We start from the raw sequence: 20,888 nt of genomic DNA, 5'->3' as shown, positions 1-20,888 counted from the left end.
AGGGAAGACGACTAGTCGCGCTGTGCCGTCAAGGCTTCAGCCTCAACCTCTTCATTTGCATAGAGCATCAAAGGCTGGCTGGTGCCGTCAATCACTGATTCATCCACAACAACCTTGGTCACCTGCTCAAGAGAAGGGATTTCATACATGGTATCCAGCAGCACACCCTCTAGGATAGAGCGCAGACCGCGAGCACCTGTCTTGCGCTCCAGTGCTTTTCTGGCAACAGCACGCAAGGCTTCTTCTCTGAACTCCAGCTCAACGCCTTCCATATCAAACAGACGGGCATACTGTTTGGTCAGGGCGTTTTTTGGCTCAGTCAGGATCTGGATCAAGGCTTCTTCATCCAGCTCAGTCAAGGTGGCAACCACAGGCAAACGCCCGATAAATTCAGGAATCAAGCCAAAGCGGACGAGGTCTTCAGGCTCGATATCGGTCATGGCCTGTCCTAGCGCCTGATCGCTAATCTTGCTTTTAATCTCTGCACTAAAGCCGATGCCGCCTTTTTCAGTACGGGCACGAATCACCTTCTCTAAACCAGCAAAAGCACCACCACAAATAAAGAGCATATTGCTGGTGTTGACCTGCAAAAACTCTTGCTGAGGATGCTTACGTCCACCTTGGGGTGGTACAGAAGCCACTGTGCCTTCAATCAGCTTGAGCAGTGCCTGCTGAACGCCCTCACCTGAAACGTCACGGGTAATAGAAGGGTTATCTGATTTGCGCGAGATTTTATCGATCTCATCGATGTAGACGATGCCTCGCTCGGCGCGCTCAACATCATAATCACATTTTTGCAGCAGCTTCTGAATGATGTTCTCGACATCTTCACCAACATAGCCAGCTTCAGTCAGCGTGGTGGCATCAGCCATCGTGAAGGGCACGTTCAGCATCCGCGCCAAGGTTTCCGCCAGCAGTGTCTTACCTGAACCTGTCGGGCCAATCAGCAGAATATTGCTTTTACCTAGCTCGACTTCATCCTGCTTACGACCTAACTGGCTGCTCAGACGCTTATAGTGGTTATAGACAGCGACAGACAGAACCATTTTGGCGCGATCCTGACCGATCACATAGTCATCCAAATGCGCGCGGATCTCTTTCGGCGTTGGCAGGCGCTCTTGGCCTTCTTGCTGCTCGTCTTCTTGCAGCTCATTATGGATAATATCTGTGCACAGGGTCACGCAATCGTCACAAATATAAACCGATGGCCCAGCGATGAGCTTTTTCACCTCATCCTGACTCTTACCGCAGAATGAACAACATAAAAGCTTTTCTTTCGTTTTTTTGCCGTCGGCCATGCTTGACTCCATTTACTTCATTCACTGGCTGCTTGATCAGCGCAGCCAGCTCTTAGCGAAACCAGATCACATTAAGCTGGTCGTTTTTCCAGCACTGCATCAATAAGACCGTAGTTTACCGCAGTCTGCCCATCCATGAAATTATCACGATCTGTATCCTTGGCAATCGTCTTGATATTCTGCCCTGTATGCTGGGCCAGAATTTTATTCAGCTTATCGCGGATACCGAGAATCTCACGTGTGTGAATTTCAATATCACTGGCTTGCCCCTGATAGCCACCCAGCGGTTGGTGGATCATCATCCGTGAGTTGGGCAGGCAGTAGCGCTTACCTGGAGCACCACCCGCCAGAAGCAGCGCGCCCATGCTGGCCGCTTGCCCAATACACATCGTTGAGACATCCGGCTTGATAAACTGCATGGTGTCGTAGATCGACATACCGGCCGTCACCGAACCACCAGGGGAATTGATATAGAGATAAATATCCTTGTCTGGATTTTCTGACTCCAGAAAGAGCATCTGGGCGACAACCAGGTTGGCCATATAGTCTTCAACAGGACCAACCAGAAAAATGACGCGCTCTTTGAGCAGGCGCGAATAAATATCATAAGCCCGCTCACCGCGAGCGGACTGCTCGACCACCATAGGCACTAAGCCGCCAGCATTCTGGATATCTAGTTTATTCGTCATACAAGATTCACTTTTATTGATGGTGTTGGCTCTTGCTGAATTTCAGCCCAAAAGACCCTTTATAGCATCTTAACAGATCGGGAACCAAGGGGTTTTATTGATCTGCACTGGGTGCAAGCAACAGAGATGGGGGCGATAAAGCAAAAAATCCAGCAACCAGTGCTGGATTTTTTGTATTCAGACCAGATGAGACTGATCTTGATAAAGGCAGCGCTTAGCCCTGAGCAGGCATCGCGAGCTCACGGAAGGTCTTGTTGACATCCGTCACCTGTGCATCAGCCAGCAGCTTATCGACAACCTGCTGCTCCAGTGCTGCGGCCTGTACCTGACGCAGCATCTCCGCGTTCGAGCGATAGTACTCGATGACCTTCTCAGGCTCTTGGTAAGACTGCGCCATTTCGTTGAGCAGCTCGTCAACAACACTGTCTTCAGCCTTCATTTCATTGGCCTTGATCAGCTCACCGACCAGCAGACCCAGCTTCACATTGTTCTCAGCCTGATCTTTGAACAAATCAGCAGGGATCTGGCTAATGTCAAAATCCGCACCCAGATTATACTGCTGAGCAGCCTGGCGACGCAGATTGTCGACTTCATTCGCGATCAATGCTTGTGGCACTTCGATGGGGTTCGCATCCATCAGCGCTTTGAAAGCGGCCTGTTTGGTCGTATTGCGCAGCGCTTGCTTCAGCTGAGCCTGCATGTTCTTACGCACTTCAGCGTGGAAAGCCTCCAGACCACCTTCGCTCACACCAAACTGAGCAAAGAATTCGTCGTTCAGCTCAGGCATCTGCTGCGCCTTCACTGCATTGACCTTGCATTTGAATACAGCAGCCTTACCAGCCAAGTTCTCAGCCTGGTAGTCTTCTGGGAAGGTGACTTCAACATCCTTCTCTTCACCAGCCTGGGTACCAATCAGCTGGTCTTCAAAGCCGGGGATAAAGCTATTAGAACCCAGCACCAGATCATAGCCTTCACCCTTGCCACCGGCAAAAGCTTCGCCATCAACAAAACCTTCGAAATCCAGGTTGACCTGATCACCACTTTCCGCAGCCTTTTCAGCCACTTCAAACTGTGCACGCTGCTGACGCAGATCTGTCACCAGCACTTCTAAATCTTCATCTGTGACTTCAGAAACTGGGCGCTCGATGGCTTGATCCGCCACGCTCTTCAGTTCAATCTCTGGATAGACTTCAAAAGTCGCAACAAACTCAAAGTCTTCGCCCGCTTTCAGGTTTTTAGGCTCGATATTGGGCGTGCCCGCTGGATTCAGCTTCTCCTGAGTTACGGCCTCAACAAAGTGCTCACGCATTACGTCAGACAGAACTTCTTGACGCACGCTCTCACCGAAACGACGCTTCACTTCAGCAAAAGGAACTTTACCAGGACGAAAACCGTCGATTTTCACCTTTTTGGCTGTCTCTCTGAGACGCTGCTCAACGGCGGTTTCTACTTTTTCTGCTGGCACCTGAATGGTGACACGGCGCTCCAGCGCGGAAGTCGTTTCTACGGAAACTTGCATGGACGGTCCTCGTTAAACACTAGTGGGCTGATGCAATCACTCAATTTCGAGCAAAATGATTAAAACAGCTAATAAAAAATAAAGGTGGGATTCTAAGAGTAACAGGGCGGCGCAGCAAGCTGAATGGACAAAAATCTTCAACTTGTTCTGCTCAATCAGCAGCGAAGATCTCACTCAGACTCCATCCACTGATCGCCGGCCATTTCAATCACCCACGCAAAAAAGCGCCCTTAAAAGGCGCTTTTTCTAAATTCTGGGGTGAACGATGGGGCTCGAACCCACGACCGCTGGAGTCACAATCCAGAGCTCTACCAACTGAGCTACGCTCACCATATATCAAAAACCAAGTTGCCATACATTCAAGACACTGCTTGCGTGGGTTGGCACGCCCAGCAGGACTCGAACCTGCAACCTACGGCTTAGAAGGCCGTTGCTCTATCCGGTTGAGCTATAGGCGCTTATTCGACCTAGCTAGCTCTGATCGAGCTAAAAAAATGGTCGGGGTAGAGGGATTCGAACCCCCGACATCCTGCTCCCAAAGCAGGCGCGCTACCAGACTGCGCTATACCCCGACTATCTCGTGGACCCGCTGTGCTTGTCCTCTCGATGGGTGCGCATTATAGGGGTTCTATTTTTGGCGTCAAGCCCTTTTTTAAAAAAATTGCAGATATTTCACTTCCTTGCTTCTCATGCGAGAATAGAGCCAACTTTTTGATCACTGCCGCTAATCAGGAAAAAACCAACCCATGAGCGCACGACTCCTTGATGGTAAACACCTCGCACTCACGCTGCGCGAAGCTGTTGCAGCCCGCATTCAGCAACGCCAAGCCCAAGGCTTACGCGCCCCTTGCCTTGCGGTGATTCTGGTGGGACAAGACCCAGCCTCTGAGGTTTATGTCCGCAACAAGCATCTTGCCTGTGAAAAGGCTGGCATCACCTCTCAAGCCTACACCCTAGATGCCAGCACCAGCCAAACCCAGCTTGAAGCCCTCATCGATCAGCTGAACGCCGATCCTGAAACCGATGGCATTTTGCTGCAACTACCCCTACCAGCCGGTCTGGATGCCACCCCCTTGCTGGAGCGCATTCGCCCAGATAAGGATGTTGATGGCTTTCACCCTTACAACCTTGGCCGCCTCGCGCAGCGCCAGCCCCTGCTGCGCCCCTGCACCCCCAAAGGCATCATGACCTTACTTGCCCAAACAGGGCACAACTTAAAAGGCCTAAAAGCCACCATTGTTGGCGCTTCCAATATTGTTGGCCGCCCGATGGCTTTAGAGCTATTGCTCGCTGGCTGCACTGTAACGGTCACGCATCGTTTTACACGCGATCTGGAAGCTGAAGTCCGCGCGGCCGATCTGGTGGTTGTAGGTGTTGGCAAGCCTGGTCTGGTGAAGGGTGAATGGATCAAGTCCGGCGCTCTGGTGATCGATGTCGGCATTAATCGCCTCGAATCGGGCGAACTGGTTGGTGATATCGAATATGCTGCGGCAGCTGAGCGTGCGAGCTGGATCACCCCTGTTCCCGGCGGTGTCGGCCCAATGACCGTGGCATCACTACTGGAAAACACCCTGCAAGCCTGTGAGCTCTTGCATCCAGCGAACCCACCAGCGACTTCCACCTAAGTTGTATTAGGCAAGTGCAGCACTCTTCTTTAAAATCGTTTTTTTGATGCCGCCACCCAAAGGAACCACCATGTTTGGACAACTTGAACACCTGCCAGCCGACCCGATCCTTGGTCTCATCGAAGCGTACAAAAAGGACACCAACCCCAACAAGATCGATCTGGGTGTGGGTGTGTATCGCGACGCAGCTGGCCACACACCGATCATGCATGCCGTTAAAGAAGCTGAGGCGCTGCTGCTGACGCGTGAAACCACCAAAAGCTATATCGGTTCTCATGGTGATCCAGATTATGCGCGTGCGATCCTGCCGCTGGTCTTTGGTGCGGCCTCACCATTGCTTAACAGCCAGCGCATCAGCCTGACGCAGGCCCCCGGTGGAACTGGCGCATTACGTTTGGCGGCTGATTTTATTAAGCGCTGCGCACCTGAAAAAACCGTTTGGATCTCTGATCCAACTTGGCCCAATCACTTCTCGATTATGCAGGCGGCTGGTGTTCAATATGCCAAATACCGCTATGTGGACAGCCAAGCGAATCAGCTGGATTTTGCAGCCATGCTCGAAGACCTGCGCGCGATTCCTGAAGGCGATATCGTGCTTCTGCATGCCTGCTGCCACAACCCAACAGGCTTTGATCTCAATGCCGAACAATGGCAGCAGATCGCCGATCTACTACAAGAGCGCCAGCTCCTGCCATTAATTGATTTTGCTTACCAAGGTTTTGGCGACGGTTTAGAGGAAGATGCCTTTGCCGTGCGCCTGTTGGCTGAGCAGCTCCCTGAAGTGATGATTACTGCCTCCTGCTCGAAGAACTTTGGTCTTTACCGCGAGCGTATTGGTAGCTTTATCGCCACGGCACCCACTGCCAGCGCCCAGGCCGCTCTAGCAAGTCAGCTCGCTCTGGTGGCACGCGCGAACTACTCCAACCCACCAGCGCATGGCAGCGCGATTGTCAGCACCATCTTGCACAGCAGCGAACTCAGCCACCTGTGGCACGAAGAAGTGAACGCCATGCGCTTGCGCATCAATGGCCTGCGTCAGGCCTTGGTCGAGGGTCTGGCTCCGCACGGCTTAAGTGAACGCTTTGCCTGCATTGCTGAGCAAAAAGGCATGTTCTCCTATTCAGGTCTAAAGCCTGAGCAGGTGGCCCAGCTACAAAAAGAGTTTGGTATCTATATGGTCTCAACCGGTCGGATGAATATTGCCGGCTACCATGAACACAACCTGCCTTACCTCTGCAAGGCGATCGCAGCGGTCTGTCAATAAACCAGCCCCTCTCCGGCACAGACTCAGCTCTGTGCCGGCACGCTGGATGGCACTCACCCCCTAAAGCGTGATCCTCTTCAAGTTTATGCACTTTTATAGCAAAACGACCTTTGCTTTCTCAGAGACTGTTCTAAAATGGATTTATCTAAGCGGTATTATTAGTCAAGCTAAGCAATAAGCAAGGAGAAGGGATATGCTCAAACTCGGGGAGCGGATTCAACATTTACGTAAATCTCGCCATATGACTCAGCAGCAACTCGCTGATCATCTCGGAATAGACCAAGGCGCCATTTCACGCTGGGAAAGAAATCACATCACCCCCTCAGCCCGCTATCGCCAAGCCTTAGAGCGCACCTTTCAGGCCTCATTAATGGATGGCAATCATCCACTTTTTGAAAGCGTGAATCGTGATCTCCACGACGCCATGATCATGGACTGTGATTTCAATATCTTGGCGGCCTCTGAAACCGCCATTGCTGTTCAAGGTTGCCGTACCCGCCAAGAATTACTTTCTCACCCTTACCTTCCCCTGAGCCACCCCAACTATCAACCCCTCAAGAACTGGCTCAGCAGTGCAGCGGCTTTTAACGAAGGCGTGAGCTGGATGAAGATTCATCACCTCCCCTGCCTTACCGTGCATTCAGGAGTACGTTGGATGGATTGCTTGCTGATGCCCTTCCGTCTTGATTCTGGTGAGCTGGTCTACCGGATTTCACAACGCCTGCTAGAGCCAGCAGCCCGTGAAACTCTCGTGCGTGCAGTACTCGAAAAAGAAGGCCAACAGCGAGAACTGCTGCTCCCTATCGAAAGCCTTGGCTTGCCAGATACAGCCGCGCCAGCAGCATCTCAACAGGCTGTTGGCTAGACATATCAACACCACTAGGCGCTCAAACCACACCCCAAAAAACTCAGGCCCCAATAGGGGCCTGATCAGGGTGCGCTCTTTGAGCTGGTGCCTTAATGCTCTCTGGTCGCGTGAAATTCGATTTCAGGATAACGCTCTTGAGCCATCTGTAAATTCACGCGTGAAGTCGCTAGATAAGTCAGCAGGCCACCGCCATCGATAGCCAGGTTATCCTTTGCCTTGCGGCGAAACTCTTCTAGCTTCTTCGCATCCTGAGACTCCACCCAGCGCGCTGTTTGCACACTGACTGGCTCATACAAACAATCTACCTTATATTCATCCTGCAAGCGGAACATGACCACTTCAAACTGGAGCTGCCCCACCGCGCCGAGCACCAGATCATTGTTACGCATCGGCTGAAAGAGCTGCACAGCACCTTCTTCAGAGAGCTGCTGCAGACCTTTTTGGAGCTGCTTCATCTTCAACGGATCTTTAGGACGCACTTTTCTAAACAACTCAGGAGCAAAGTGCGGAATCCCAGTGAATTTCAGCTCTTCACCTTCGGTAAAGGTATCACCAATCTGTATCGTGCCATGATTATGCAGACCAATAATATCCCCCGACCAGGCTTCTTCCAGTAACTCACGCTCACCAGCCATAAAGTTGACTGCATCGGCAATACGCACGTCTTTTCCGATCCGGCAATGGCGCATTTTCAAACCACGCGTATAGCGCCCAGAACACACCCGCATAAATGCGATGCGATCACGATGCTTAGGGTCCATATTGGCTTGAATCTTAAAGACAAAACCAGAAAACTTGGGTTCATCTGCTGCCACAGCGCGGGTTTCTGTAGCACGAGCACCTGGCGAGGGCGCCCACTTGACAAAATCAGACAGCATTTCGCGCACGCCAAAGTTACCCAGTGCCGTACCAAAATACACAGGGGTGAGCTGACCTGCTAAAAAAGCCGCTTCATCCCAAGCATGGGTTGCGCCTTGTACCAGCTCCAGCTCTTCAACCAGCTGCTCATACTCATCACCGAGAAAAGCCCGCGCGGCATCCGAATCCAGCCCCTGAATACGCTCATCTTCTGGTAACACATGACCTTGGCCTGGCTTAAAAACATGGATCTCATCGTTATAGAGGTTATAGACCCCCTTAAACCACTGACCAGAGCCGATCGGCCAGTTAATTGGGGCGGCTTTGATTTTCAGGACTTCTTCTATCTCATCCAGCAGCTCAATCGGATCACGGATATCTCGGTCAAGCTTATTCACAAAGGAGAAAATCGGCGTATCTCGCAGACGACAAACATCCATTAGCTTAATGGTACGATCCTCAACCCCCTTGGCACCATCCACCACCATCAAGGCCGAGTCCACAGCCGTCAGGGTGCGATAGGTATCTTCGGAAAAGTCTTCGTGACCAGGCGTGTCCAGCAGGTTCACGATGCGATCCTCAAAGGGAAACTGCATCACCGATGAGGTGATCGAGATTCCCCGCTCCTGCTCCATACTCATCCAATCAGAAGTAGCATGTTTATCGCCTTTCTTGCCCTTGACGGTACCGGCGGTTTGAATAAGCTGACCCAGTAGGATCAGTTTCTCGGTGATGGTGGTTTTACCTGCGTCAGGGTGCGAAATAATCGCAAATGTGCGCCTTTTACCAACTTCTGCGCTGAGTGGAGTGGTGGACATCAAAACCTCTGGGTTGATCATAACAAGACGAACTCTGTAAGCAGGTATTTTCGCTGATCCACGCGGGAGACACAACTTAAGAGAAGAGCAAAGCGCCGATGGCTTTGACCCACCAACTAGGCAGAAGGCCCCTGCAAGGGTAGACTGTGCTTTTACTTAGCCGATATTGAGTATCATGAATCAACGCAAGAAAACGGTTCTCTTTCTTTGTAGCGCCAATGCCGCACGCTCTCAGATGGCTGAGGCTTTATTGCGTCATCGCGCCGGCACGATGTTTACAGCACTCAGTGCTGGCACTCACCCCGAGCAACCTGATCCTCGCGCCCTGGCTCTTCTCAGTGAGGCTGGGATTGCAATAGAAGGGTTAAGGTCAAAAAGTACCGCTCAACTACCGACACAGCAGTTTGATTTTGTTATTTCCTTGTGTGATCAAGCCAGCCAAGTCTGCCGAAAAAATAGCGCACTGGCTGAGCAGTTTATTGCCTGGGATCTGGCCGATCCAGCCAAGAGCGATCATCCGCTGGCCTTTCAACACACCCTTGCCTTGTTACAGCAGAAGATCGATGCCTTTATCGAGGCCCACTCCTCGGTACAACAAGCCTATGCAGCGCCGCCTCACCCCACACAGGTTTTCAAGCTGCTGGGGGATCCGATCAGACTCGCTTGCATGCGGATGATTTTTGCCAAGGGAGAACTCTGTGTGTGCGAGATGATGAGCGCTCTTAACGCATCACAGCCCAAGGTGTCGCGCCATCTGGCACAATTGCGCCAAGCCGGGCTCTTGCTCGATCGGCGTCAGGGGCAATGGGTGTTTTATCAACTCCATCCCCTGCTGCCTGAGTGGGTGAAGACGGTCTTGCACAGCCTGCCTGAAGAGCAAACAAAAAACTGAAGAACAGGCAAAAAAATAGCCGCGCCCTTTCAGGTGCGGCCGATCAAAGCGCATCGCGCTCTTAGCGAACGATCTGGGTCGCTGTTTCCAGATAGACACGACCTTTGCGCTGCATATCACGCGCATCTGTCCCTTCAGAAGCGACATGCAGCTCTTCCAGGGTATCCACCAGCGCATTCACTTCTGCCTGAATTTTTTCGAGTGCATTCTCCAGGGTGTAGGTCAGCTGATGCACTTCTGCCATTTGTGCCCGCCCCAGATTTCTATTTTCCAAAATAGCCGCCAAGCGCTGGTTGTATTCAGAAAAATTTTGTACGGCTTCCTGCAAGGTATCCGCCGGTAAACCACGAAAATGATCTGGACGATCGGCTTGCGCTGCTGTGGCCACAAAAAATAAAGCACAGGCCGCGATAAGGTACTTCATTGGACTCTCCTTGAAATCAAATAGTAACAATTAGCGTTTGCATATTAGTTGAGATCAATAAGATGAGGCAAGCTTTTTTAGCTGCCAAAAATCGGCTTTTCTCTGACAGAGAAAAAACAAGGCTCATTTCGCCAATCCAACAGGATGAATCGGTTAGAATAGCTCGTTTCAGTCTGAACTGGAGTTTGTTGTGCGCGACGCCCCTCTGCCTCTTTCTACGCCAGGACGCAATTTGATGCGCCTTTCATTGGTGCGCGGGATTACCTGGACAGGCTTTCTAGCAGGTATCCTGCTTGGATTAGAGGTCTTTGGTTTTCAGCTGCATCTGCTGGCAGTCTTCAGCACCATTGTGGCCATGGCGCTAATCAATCTGCTCACCTGGTGGCGCTTACAGTGGCCACATCCCGTCGCTGACTGGGAGTATCTACTGCACCTGCTTTTGGATGTGCTCGGTCTTTCTGTGCTTTTTTACTTTACTGGTGGTGCCACCAACCCTTTTATTTCCTATTTTCTGGTACCCTTGACTATTTCTGCGGCCACCCTGCCTTGGCATTTCAGCTGGATTCTGGCTTCAGTCATTTTGATCAACTACACCCTGCTGATGTTTTTTAACTTTCCTGTGCCGCAGTTTATCGAAACCCACCACTCCTCGCTCAACCTGCATATTGTCGGCATGTGGGCGAATTTTATTCTCAGCACAGGTTTGATCACCGTCTTTGTTTACAAGATGGCCCAGTCCTTACGCCAACGTGATGCAGATCTGTCCGATACACGCGAAAAGTCATTGCGTGATGAGCAGATTTTGGCTGTTGCGACTCAGGCTGCTGGCACAGCCCATGAGCTCGGCACACCCTTATCCACCATGGCGGTGATGCTCAAGGAGCTGAGCCATGACTATCCAGATGATGCCCAGCTACAGGCGGATCTGGCGTTACTGCGCCAGCAGGTCGATACCTGCAAGGTGACACTGCAATCTCTGGTCAGCAACGCCGATCAATCTCGCTTGCTGAATCCTGAACGCAAGGCCGTCCGTGTTTTCTTGAAGGCGGTGCTGGAATACTGGGAAGTGCTGCGCCCCGATGTCTGCTATCAGATTCATTGGCCAACCTCAGCCGCTGAGGAGGCGTGGATTCTGGCCGACATCACGCTCCAGCAAGCATTAATCAACCTGCTCAATAACGCTGCTGATGCTTCTTCTGAGGCGGTCAGCATCCATATCGACTGGAATCAGGACGAGCTGCATCTTGATTTACTGGATCAAGGGCCGGGTATTCCGCTCGATCTTGCTGAAAAGCTGGGGCAGACCTTTATCAGCACCAAAAGCAAGGGCTTGGGTTTAGGGCTCTTTTTAACCCATGCCACAATCAACCGCCTCGGCGGCACGGTTCGACTGTACAACCATCAGCAAGGCGGTACGCTGACTGAGGTTCGTATTCCGTTGAGCCGCCCTCATCACTGATGCAGCACGCCAAGCACTGGCTTTTTTCTTAACCCGCTAGACCAGGGAGCACAAGATGCAAGAGCTCAACCATGAAGAGCAACCTCGTATTCTGATTATTGATGATGATGATATTTTTGCGCAGGTGCTTGAGCGCGCTTTTCAACGGCGCGGCTATGAGACGGCTCGGGCCAGCAATGAGCAGCAAGCGCTGGAGCTGACACAGGAGCTTGAACCAGATTACATCACCTTGGATTTAAAGCTCGAAGGCAGCTCGGGCCTGACACTGCTGCCCCAGCTTTTGGAAGCTTCATCCCTCTCCAAGATCGTGGTACTCACTGGCTATTCGAGCATTGCGACTGCCGTCGAGGCCATCAAACTGGGCGCCATCAACTATCTCTGTAAACCTGCTGATGCCGATGAAGTGCTTGCTGCACTCAACAAACAGGCCGGTGATCCAGATACACCACTGGCCGAACAACCTATGTCCGTCAACCGTTTAACCTGGGAGCATATACAGAAGGTGCTGCATGAGCACGAAGGCAATATCTCGGCGACCGCTCGGGCACTGGGTATGCACCGTCGCACCCTACAGCGCAAGCTGCAAAAACGCCCCGTTAGACGCTAAGCCTGATCAAGATACTTTTGTGGATCAAAGGCACGCACCCAATCAGGTAAAAAGGCAGTCATCGAAGTGATAATCACCCCGTTGATAATCGCCTCAGGCGGCAGAGTGAGGGGTAAAAACAAGAAGTAATCACGCGAAAGAAAGGAAAACTCGACACTGGATGTCAACAGGGCGGCAAAGAGGATGACGCCAAGACCAGACCCTAACGCAGCAGCGGCCGCTCCACCACAGCCTGCAATCAAAACAAAGATGAAGTAATTCGCAGGCAAGGCGCGCTCGACCCAACGCCACAGCCCATGACTGATCAAAACAGGCAGCAAACAGGTGATTAAAGCATTGATGCCAAACATATCCCAGCTAGCCTTCCCCGCCAGCGTGAGCGCCAGTAGTGCAATACTGGTCGCGATCAGTGCCATAGGCCAGTAGAACATCAGCGTTAAGGTCGTGGCCAGCAAGACATGAATGGAAACCGAATAGCTGATAGCGGCCTGCAACTGCCAGATTAAACCCACCACTAAGGTGCCGCCAAGAAACAAATGCTGTAGGCCTGGTTCACGCAGTAGAATACGCCAAGGCACAGCCCACAAGGCCCAGATCAAAAAGCCGCCATACAAGCCCAGCGCCAGCAGGCCGATCCAACCAGGTGACAAAGAAGCGGAAAAACTCATCGTCCTCTCCTCAATAAGATGACAAAAACATGACTTTTCTCAGTTGAAAGGCCGGCATTGAAACGGCATACTTGTGCGCTGCAGCAAATCTAGCCCAAGGAGTAGAGCTAAATCCTCTGTGCCTGGCTGGTCATCGACTTGGTTTTCTTGCCTGACAACACATGAAGAGGATTGGACTATGCTGGTGTACTTGCGTCAATGGGCAATCAGTACGCGCCTGGGTTTTATTTTAGTGGCTGCTTTGGTGTCTCTTGCCCTAGTCGGTGGCCTCGCTCTGCTGCAGGAGCGCCAAGCCTTATTAGATGAAAAGCGCCACCAACTCAGCCTGCTGCATGAGCTGGCTCAGCATACGCTGGACTCCTATCACCAGCAAGTCCTCAACGGCCAGCTGACCGAAGCCCGCGCTCAGTCTCTGGCTTTAGAGCAAATCCGACAGTGGCGCTTTACGACGGGACAGGATGCAGACTACTTTTGGATTCTCGACCGTCAAGGGCTGATGCTGATGCACCCTGAGCAACCAGAGCTAGAAGGACGCAATGTCAGCCAGGTGCGTGATCCACAAAACCAGCCCTTTATCGCTGAACTGCTCGAGCGCTCACGTCACGAATCCATCGGCATGGTGCGCTATGTTTGGGATAAACCTGGCTTTAGCTCTCCTGTTGGCAAAATGAGCGTGTTCACTGCCTTTGATACCTGGGACTGGGTGCTGGTCAATGGTATTTACCTAGACACACTCAATGCACAACTAGGCCGTCATAGCTTCAACCTGATTGGCCTGTTTATTCTGGCCGCTGTGCTGTTGGCAGGTTTAGTCTTTGCCGTGATCCGCTCAGTTATTCAGCCGTTAAAGCAAATGCTCGCGCGAATGCGGGAAATTGCCGATGGCGATGGTGATCTCACCCACCGCCTGAGTGAAGCGGGCCAAGATGAGCTGATGTATATCAACCGCGCTTTCAACCGCTTTATCACTCAGATTCATGACCTGGTTCAAGCCTCGCGCCAATCTGCACTGGCCGTTTCTGCTGCAGCAGAAGAGCTCTCCGCAGTGACCCATCAAAGCCAGCAAACGGTCGATCAACAAAGCCAAGAAACCGATCAGGTCGCCACAGCGATGAATCAGATGAGCGCGACAGTTCAAGAGGTTGCACGTCACGCACAACAGGCCGCCGAAGCAGCGCGCGCCGCTAATGATAAAACCCAACAGGGCCATGAGCGTCTGGATAGAACACTCAATACGCTGAGCCAGCTGGATAGCAGCATTCAATCAACGGCTTTATCGATGACGCGCCTGAAAGAAGGTACGGAGAATATCGGCAGCATTATGGAAGTGATTCGTAATGTGGCCGAGCAGACCAACCTGCTAGCACTCAACGCCGCGATTGAAGCCGCGCGTGCCGGTGAACATGGTCGAGGTTTTGCCGTCGTGGCCGATGAGGTGCGCAATCTAGCCGCGCGCACTCAAGCCAGCACTGAAGAAATCCACAACATGATTGAGCGCTTGGTGGCCGAAGCCGAGGCTTCTTACCAAGCCATGCAAGGCAGTCAACAGCAGGCGCTGCACACGCTGGAACAGGCGCAGCAGACAACCCAAGCGTTAGAAGAAGTGCGCCACCATATTCATCAAATGGCCGATATGAACACCCAGATTGCCAGCGCCGCCGAGCAGCAGGCTGCAGTTGCTGATGAAATGAGTCACAACCTGGTCAATATCAATGATCTGGCGAGTCAAACACGCGAAGGTGCCGTACAGACGACCACGGCCAGCCATGAACTGGCCCAGTTGGCCGAGCAGCTAGAACAGCAGGTCAGCCAGTTTAAAACCGAGCCGATGCACCGCTAAGCGCGCACTGACAAAAAAGACAGCCCAACGAGGATGGGGGCATGCCTTAGCTCGCTAAGCTCACGCGGTTGCGTCCTGCCGCCTTAGCCTGGTAGAGCTGGGTGTCCACCTTTTTGAGCAGCTGATCTGGTGTATCGCCAAGCTGATGCTGACAGACACCCGCACTGACTCTTTGCACCAGCTTGTCATGCGGTGTCTGGCTAAGAAAACGCCGCACCTTTTCAGCCACCTGAAACGCCCCAGCGCCATCTATTTCTGGGCAAATCAACAAGAATTCTTCTCCGCCCCAGCGTCCGAGAATATCGCTTGATCGCAATAAAGACGAGGCCATCTGTGCAAAATGCACCAGAATTTGATCTCCATACTGATGGCCATAGGTATCATTCACCTGCTTGAAATCATCCAGATCAAATAACACCACACTGAGCGGACGCCGATCCTGCTGAGCATGCTGTACCGCCTCCTGCAAGGCTTGATCGAGATAATGGCGATTATAGAGGCCCGTTAACTTATCGGTCATGGAGATTTTTTCGAGCTGCTGATGCTGATCCGCCAGTTCGACCTGTGCGGCGGCCAGTGCTTGATTGGTTCGCTGCATACGATGATAAAGACGATGTAAATGTAAGGCATACAACAGGGTGATCAGAAAAATGACGCCGCCCACCAGAAAAAACGGCAAGGCCTGACGCCAGTGCATGCCGGTTGCACGCACAAGACTCACCCAGCGCTCATAGATTTCTCGCTGCTCGCGAGCGCTGATACTAGAAAGCGCCTTCTCCATAATCGATTGAAGCAGTGGCCAATCACTCCGCACGCCAATAGACAAATGATATCCATAGTTGGTGCTACCAGAGATTTTTAAGTTCGCCAGCCCTTCACGCTGAATCAGATGGCTAGCTACAGCCAGGTTCCCCGCATAGGCATCAACCTCACCTGAAGCGACCAGTCTTAACCCCTCAAGAGCTGTCTCAACACGCACCAGATTCGCTGTTGGATAGTCACGACTGAGATGCTCATCAGAAGCATAACCGCGTACCACGGCCACACGACGATCTAAGAGTTGATCAAAGGAGGTAATGAAGTCAATCTGCAGGCCAGTGACAACAACCATGGGTGAACGCACATAGGGAGTGGTAAAACGCATGTATTGGCTGCGCTCCGGTGTCGCCGATAAGGCTGGAATTAAATCGATCTCGCGCTGCTCCATTTGCTCCAGGCTACGCACCCAGCTTTGTGGTGGCACCAGCTCAAAAGGCACACCCAGACGCTGCTCTAGAAGTTGCAGATAATCTCGGCTGATCCCCAATAACTCGCCATCGCGTGAATAATACTCAAAAGGCGGCCAGTCTGGATCGACGGCCACACGAATTCGCTCCAGCCCATCCAAAAAAAGCTGTTCTTCTTCTGTCAGCACTAACTGGGATTGGCGTGCTTGAAAAAACTCCGGTGAAGCAAAAGCCGCCCCATTTGGCCCCAGCAGCTCATAGCGCGCCAGCAACTCATGGATAAATTCGACTCGCCCGTCATCAAACTCTCCAAACTCGCGATGATAACGCGCGATCGCCGCCTCGATGCCACGGGCCTCACGCAGCAGAGCCGCTCGACTTTTATTTTGCGAATTGTACTTGGCTTCAATCAGATCAAGCGTTGCCTCCAGATGATTGAGCGCATGATGCCAGCCGCGAATGACTGCCCGCCGCACGGCCAGCACACGCTCAGGATGCTGCTCCGCCTCAGCACGACTGGTAAACAGCAGATCACCATAGAGATCAATACCAAAATGGCGTGGGTCAAGAATATTGACCGCCAAACCCAGATCACGCAGCTGGTGGAGTTCATTGGTGGTATAGGCCGCAATCGCATCCACCTCGCCACGCGCGAGACTATCAAAACGTAACTGCCAAGAGAGAGGCTCCAGCACTTCTGGTTCAATGCCATGCTGAGCCAGCATCAGCAGAATGCTCAAGCCATCGCCTTCAGTATCATAAAAGCCGATCCGCCGACCCGCTAAATCCCGTGGGTGACGTATCTGAGAGGAACGCAAAGACAACAAAACATTCGGCGAGTGCTGCATGATCGGCATCACGATCACCAGATCCTGCTGCGCATCAGCCTGAAAAATGGCTGAGTCCGTGACGCCATACTGGACCTCGCCATCCAGCACCTGCTGCACAGGATTAAGGCGCATATCCCGTTCACGCAGCTCAACAAGCAAGCCCTCATCATCAAAGAAGCCTTGCTCTAGCGCCACATAAAAACCAGCAAACTGAAATTGGTGCAACCATTTGAGCTGAATCACGACCGGCTCAGATGTTGCCGTATCCGCAACAATCCGCCCACTGAGCAGCATCAGCATGAGGATCAAGGCCCATCGAGCTCGGCGCATAGACTTGCCTTTGTCAGAAAAGAAGGGAGCAGACGCAGAAATCTTAACCCGTAGAACACATACCTAATATAGAGGCCAAAGCAGCTGGCTGCAACTCTTGCCCAGGTGCCTGATGCTAGCGATGCAGCTCACGTCGAAACGGAGGAAGGCTATTCAACAGTTGCTGGCCATAACGCTTGGTCAAAATACGTTTATCCATCAAGGTGATCCGCCCTTGATCTGCTTCAGTCCGTATCAGGCGACCACAAGCCTGCACCAGACGAATACTGGCATCAGGGACGCTGATTTGCATAAAAGGATTGCCACCTGTCTGCTCAATCCATTCCGCTAGCGTAGCTTCTACCGGATCATCTGGCATGGCAAAGGGCAGGCGTGCAATCACAACATGGGTCAGATAACGTCCCGGAAGATCAATGCCTTCTGCCAGGGAGGCCAGACCAAAGATCATACTGGGTTGCTGTTGATCCACCTGCTCGAGATGTTTTTTCAACAAGCGATTTTTAGAGTATTGATCCTGAGTCAGGGTGATCTTTTGCAGCTTCTTTGGCAGCGCATCATAGACTTCTTGCATCTGCTTGCGCGCACTAAACAACACTAGCGTGGCGCGTTCGCTATCCGGCTGACGCTCTAGATAGTCAATAATGGCTTGGCTATGGGCTGCTGAGTTCAGAGGATCACAGGCTTCAGGTGGCACTTCCAGCACACCCAGCTGCGCATAGTTGAACGGGCTAGGATAGGTCTTACAAAGCGTCTGCGCGGAGAGACCAGCACGCTGACGTAAGCGATCAAAGCGACCGAGAGCCGTTAACGTGGCTGAAGTGAGTGTCGCACCAAAGCAACGTGACCAGAGCTTATAAGCCAGATCACCCGCCGCTGTTACTGGGCTGGCACTCATCTCCAGATCCTGATCTCCTTCTTGCAGGATAAAGCGCGTCAACCAGCGTGCCAGAGGTGGCTGGTTTTCAGGATCAGGCTGACTACAAAGGCTCCACAACTGATGCGCGCCTTGAGCTCGAACCAGCAGCAAGGCCAACAAGGGCTGACATTCTGCGGCCAGATCAGCATCAAGACTGGTGTTTTTTTCTGGGTCCTGCGCCTCTTTGAGCTGATTGACCAGCTGCTCAAGAAGGCGACTGAGGCTAGCAAAATGCAGCGTCAACTGCTGAGCAAATTCGTGCAGCTCGGGGGCCAAAACACCCTGCGGCCAGCGATAGATCGCCTGGCCTTGCGTTGAAGACTCAAAAGACAGACTACTCAACTGGCCATAAAGAACACCCAGATCTCGCTCTAGCGCCTCGATCGGCGGCAGCAACTGCTCTAACAAGCGCTTGGCGGAGGCACTGGAGCCAAGGGTTTGCATCAAGTCTGGCTGAGATTTACGCAATAAGCGCAACCAATTCAGGCACTGGTTAAAACGAAAACTCGCGGCAAAATGCTTGATGGCTTTATCTGGCAGATGGTGAGCCTCATCAAACACATAGTAGGTCTGCGCTGGGTCCGGCAGAATCACCCCGCCGCCCAAGGCCAGATCCGCCAACACCAGATCATGATTCGCCACAATAATATCGGCCTGCTCAAGCGCTCGCCGAGCGTTAAAGAAAGGGCAGGCAGAAGCAAAGTGGGGACAGCGGCGATTGGTGCAGCGCTGATGATCGATCGTCAAGCGATTCCACAAAGCAGCCGGTGGCTGGCTTGGCAAGCTATCCTGCTCGCCATTCCACTCACCCGCAGCAAAGGCCGTGACCAGCTCTTCTAAAGCCTGATCCTCAGCGCCGCCTTGATGCTGCAACAGCTCAGCCTGAAATAAATCCAGCGCAGTGGACTCGTTTTTTTCTTCGCGCGCCTGATGCGCCTTCACCAGCTGGGCAGTACAAACATAACGCCCGCGCCCCTTGGCCAAGGCAAAGCTAAACTCAAGATCCGTCAGTTTAAGAAGATCCGGCAGATCACGCAGTAGCAGCTGCTCTTGTAACGCAATCGTGGCAGTTGAAATAACGAGGCGCTTTTCACGCGCCTGAGCAACGGGGAGGGTCGCCAGCAGATAGGCCAGCGTTTTACCTGTCCCAGTTCCGGCTTCGATAACACTGATATGCTGCTGACCTTGACGCAGGCCAGCCTCATCTTCTTTGATCGCGGCAAAGCTCTTGGCGATGTCTGCGATCATATGAGCCTGGCTGCGTCTGGCCTTGACCTGGCGTCCTGCCAGGAAGTCACGATAGGCCTTTTGAATTCGTCCTTGCCATTCAGGGTTCATGCGGGTTCTTGCATCAGCTCAGCAGGAGGATGAACACATTCCAGCTTCTGCTGGGTGTAAGCCTCTATCGCTGGCAAAGCAAAGGCATCTTCTTCACCAATAAAGCTGATCGAAACACCTTGCGCGCCAGCACGGCCAGTACGACCAATACGATGCACGTAATCTTCCGCATCTTCTGGCAGGTTATAGTTGATCACATGGCTGATATCATCAATATGTATCCCTCGGCCCGCCACATCCGTCGCGATCAGCACTTCAATCCGGCCTTCGCGGAAACCTTCTAAGGTCGCAATACGCTTTTTCTGATCAACCTCGCCCGAGAGCATGGCAGTATTAATGCCGCGTTTTTTGAGCGCTTCGTAAACATCGCGCGTCGTATCACGGCGATTACTGAAGACGATCACCTTATTAAGATTCCATTTTTGGATAATGCTGAGCAACAGCTGGGGTTTTTCTTGATCGGTCACTAAAAAAGCGTGCTGAGTGATGTTCTCATTGGTCTGCACTTGAGTTTCGATCTCCACCTTATAGGGGTTTTCTGTCCACTGGGCGCTCAGATTCAAAATATCCGGCGTAAAGGTGGCAGAAAAGAGCAGCGTCTGGCGCTCTTGCTTGGGTGGTGTGGCACGGATAATACGCTTCACATCGGGGATAAAGCCCATATCCAGCATCCGATCAGCCTCATCGAGTACCAGAATTTCAACATGGCGCAGATCAACATCCTTCTTGCCGTGGAAATCAATCAGACGGCCAGGAGTCGCCACAAGCAGATCGATCAGTTCACCGCGCAGTTGGTCACGCTGTTTGACGTAATCCATGCCACCGACCACGGACAACAGCTTAAAGGGCGTATAGCGCATGAGCACTTCTGCATCCTTACAGATTTGCATCACCAGCTCACGCGTGGGCGCCAGAATCAGAGCACGAGGCGCACCAATACGCTGGCCCTCAGGACGTGGCTCTTCAAGCAGATAGGTCAGAATAGAGAGCAGGAACGCGGCCGTTTTGCCTGTCCCTGTCTGCGCCTTACCGATCAGATCCACACCATGCAGAGTGTAAAGCAGCGATTGCGCTTGGATGGGTGTGCAGTAGCTGAAACCTTGATCTGCCAGAGACTTCATCAAAGGCAGCGGCAGATTAAAATCATGGAAACGCACTTGCCCAGCAGCCGGTTCGACAGGAAAAGCCGCCAAAGACCAATCACCCAAGGCCGCTTGTGCCTGGGCAGCACGCTCTTCAAAGCTCTGCGGCGTGCCTGCCTTGTGAGCCGCAGCGCGGGGTGCCGATTGACGATTGGGATTGCGACGACGACGGCGCTTCGGTGGTGCAGATTTAGATCCTGACGATGCAGCAGCTGGGTTAGTCAAAACACGACCTCAAATAAAAAGAAAACGGGCTCACAAGAATCCACAACAGGCC

At 52.4% G+C, this 20,888-nt stretch carries 16 protein-coding genes and 3 tRNA genes; 7 read left to right on the top strand and 12 right to left on the bottom strand.

The genetic code is table 11. From position 1 onward, the window contains the following. Positions 1 to 11 precede the first annotated feature (11 nt). The 6 genes from clpX to V6U78_RS02540 all read right to left on the bottom strand — a co-directional run bounded on the left by clpX (position 12) and on the right by V6U78_RS02540 (position 4,078). Positions 12 to 1,298, bottom strand: coding sequence for an ATP-dependent Clp protease ATP-binding subunit ClpX (gene clpX, locus V6U78_RS02565; RefSeq protein WP_405336877.1), 1,287 nt, complete (start codon positions 1,296 to 1,298; stop codon positions 12 to 14). A gap of 71 nt (positions 1,299 to 1,369) precedes the next feature. Continuing rightward, the gene (gene clpP, locus V6U78_RS02560) at positions 1,370 to 1,987 is read right to left on the bottom strand and encodes an ATP-dependent Clp endopeptidase proteolytic subunit ClpP (RefSeq protein WP_405336875.1); all 618 of its coding nucleotides are present in this window, start codon (positions 1,985 to 1,987) and stop codon (positions 1,370 to 1,372) included. Between the two features lie 214 nt (positions 1,988 to 2,201). Beyond that, positions 2,202 to 3,506, bottom strand: coding sequence for a trigger factor (gene tig / locus V6U78_RS02555; protein WP_405336873.1), 1,305 nt, complete (start codon positions 3,504 to 3,506; stop codon positions 2,202 to 2,204). 254 nt (positions 3,507 to 3,760) lie between these two features. Then, a tRNA-His gene (locus tag V6U78_RS02550) sits at positions 3,761 to 3,836 on the bottom strand. 51 nt (positions 3,837 to 3,887) lie between these two features. Next, positions 3,888 to 3,964, bottom strand: a tRNA-Arg gene (locus V6U78_RS02545). Between the two features lie 37 nt (positions 3,965 to 4,001). Next, positions 4,002 to 4,078: transfer RNA gene (locus tag V6U78_RS02540), tRNA-Pro, on the bottom strand. A gap of 174 nt (positions 4,079 to 4,252) precedes the next feature. Here V6U78_RS02540 and folD point away from each other — a divergent pair. The 3 genes from folD (at position 4,253) to V6U78_RS02525 (ending at position 7,260) form a co-directional block, all read left to right on the top strand. Beyond that, positions 4,253 to 5,131, top strand: a complete 879-nt coding sequence (folD, locus tag V6U78_RS02535; protein ID WP_405336871.1) for a bifunctional methylenetetrahydrofolate dehydrogenase/methenyltetrahydrofolate cyclohydrolase FolD — start codon at positions 4,253 to 4,255, stop codon at positions 5,129 to 5,131. Positions 5,132 to 5,201: 70 nt separating this feature from the next. After that, the gene (locus tag V6U78_RS02530) at positions 5,202 to 6,395 is read left to right on the top strand and encodes an amino acid aminotransferase (RefSeq protein ID WP_405336869.1); all 1,194 of its coding nucleotides are present in this window, start codon (positions 5,202 to 5,204) and stop codon (positions 6,393 to 6,395) included. Positions 6,396 to 6,588: 193 nt separating this feature from the next. Then, positions 6,589 to 7,260, top strand: a complete 672-nt coding sequence (locus V6U78_RS02525; protein WP_405336867.1) for a helix-turn-helix domain-containing protein — start codon at positions 6,589 to 6,591, stop codon at positions 7,258 to 7,260. A gap of 92 nt (positions 7,261 to 7,352) precedes the next feature. Here V6U78_RS02525 and V6U78_RS02520 read toward each other — a convergent pair whose 3' ends face one another. Continuing rightward, on the bottom strand, positions 7,353 to 8,939 hold the full coding sequence (locus V6U78_RS02520; RefSeq protein ID WP_405336865.1) for a peptide chain release factor 3: 1,587 nt from the start codon (positions 8,937 to 8,939) through the stop codon (positions 7,353 to 7,355). Between the two features lie 175 nt (positions 8,940 to 9,114). Between V6U78_RS02520 and V6U78_RS02515 the strand changes: the two genes are divergently transcribed. Continuing rightward, positions 9,115 to 9,831: a metalloregulator ArsR/SmtB family transcription factor gene (locus tag V6U78_RS02515; protein ID WP_405336863.1), complete on the top strand. Its 717-nt coding sequence runs from the start codon at positions 9,115 to 9,117 to the stop codon at positions 9,829 to 9,831. Between the two features lie 61 nt (positions 9,832 to 9,892). Here V6U78_RS02515 and V6U78_RS02510 read toward each other — a convergent pair whose 3' ends face one another. Further along, positions 9,893 to 10,255 carry a DUF6746 family protein gene (locus tag V6U78_RS02510; RefSeq protein WP_405336861.1) on the bottom strand — a complete coding sequence of 121 codons (363 nt, stop codon included), beginning with the start codon at positions 10,253 to 10,255 and terminating at the stop codon, positions 9,893 to 9,895. 190 nt (positions 10,256 to 10,445) lie between these two features. Here V6U78_RS02510 and V6U78_RS02505 point away from each other — a divergent pair, with 190 nt between their 5' ends. Then, positions 10,446 to 11,714 carry an ATP-binding protein gene (locus V6U78_RS02505; protein ID WP_405336859.1) on the top strand — a complete coding sequence of 423 codons (1,269 nt, stop codon included), beginning with the start codon at positions 10,446 to 10,448 and terminating at the stop codon, positions 11,712 to 11,714. Positions 11,715 to 11,769: 55 nt separating this feature from the next. Then, a complete protein-coding gene (locus tag V6U78_RS02500) occupies positions 11,770 to 12,321 on the top strand; it encodes a response regulator transcription factor (RefSeq protein ID WP_405336857.1) in 552 nt (183 codons plus the stop codon). Here the strand turns inward: V6U78_RS02500 and V6U78_RS02495 are convergent. Then, entirely contained in the window at positions 12,318 to 12,989 is a 672-nt protein-coding gene (locus V6U78_RS02495; protein ID WP_405336855.1) for an energy-coupling factor ABC transporter permease, read from the bottom strand. The genes V6U78_RS02500 and V6U78_RS02495 overlap by 4 nt on opposite strands. Before the next feature lie 178 nt (positions 12,990 to 13,167). On the opposite strand from V6U78_RS02495, the gene V6U78_RS02490 reads away from it, so the two are divergent. Continuing rightward, positions 13,168 to 14,829, top strand: coding sequence for a methyl-accepting chemotaxis protein (locus V6U78_RS02490; protein ID WP_405336853.1), 1,662 nt, complete (start codon positions 13,168 to 13,170; stop codon positions 14,827 to 14,829). Between the two features lie 46 nt (positions 14,830 to 14,875). Here V6U78_RS02490 and V6U78_RS02485 read toward each other — a convergent pair whose 3' ends face one another. The 3 genes from V6U78_RS02485 to V6U78_RS02475 form a co-directional block, all read right to left on the bottom strand. After that, positions 14,876 to 17,215: a transporter substrate-binding domain-containing diguanylate cyclase gene (locus tag V6U78_RS02485; RefSeq protein ID WP_405336851.1), complete on the bottom strand. Its 2,340-nt coding sequence runs from the start codon at positions 17,213 to 17,215 to the stop codon at positions 14,876 to 14,878. Positions 17,216 to 17,330: 115 nt separating this feature from the next. Further along, positions 17,331 to 19,469 (bottom strand): ATP-dependent DNA helicase DinG, encoded by a 2,139-nt coding sequence (dinG, locus tag V6U78_RS02480; protein ID WP_405336849.1) that lies wholly within the window; start codon positions 19,467 to 19,469, stop codon positions 17,331 to 17,333. Then, a complete protein-coding gene (locus V6U78_RS02475; protein WP_405336847.1) occupies positions 19,466 to 20,836 on the bottom strand; it encodes a DEAD/DEAH box helicase in 1,371 nt (456 codons plus the stop codon). Before V6U78_RS02475 ends, dinG begins: the two co-directional genes overlap by 4 nt. Positions 20,837 to 20,888 lie beyond the last annotated feature (52 nt).

The organism is Marinospirillum alkalitolerans (genome assembly GCF_045055655.1).
In the GTDB taxonomy this organism is placed as follows: domain Bacteria; phylum Pseudomonadota; class Gammaproteobacteria; order Pseudomonadales; family Halomonadaceae; genus Marinospirillum; species Marinospirillum alkalitolerans.
Note: the sequence above shows the minus strand (reverse complement) of the source record. Positions and strands in the feature narration are given on the sequence as shown.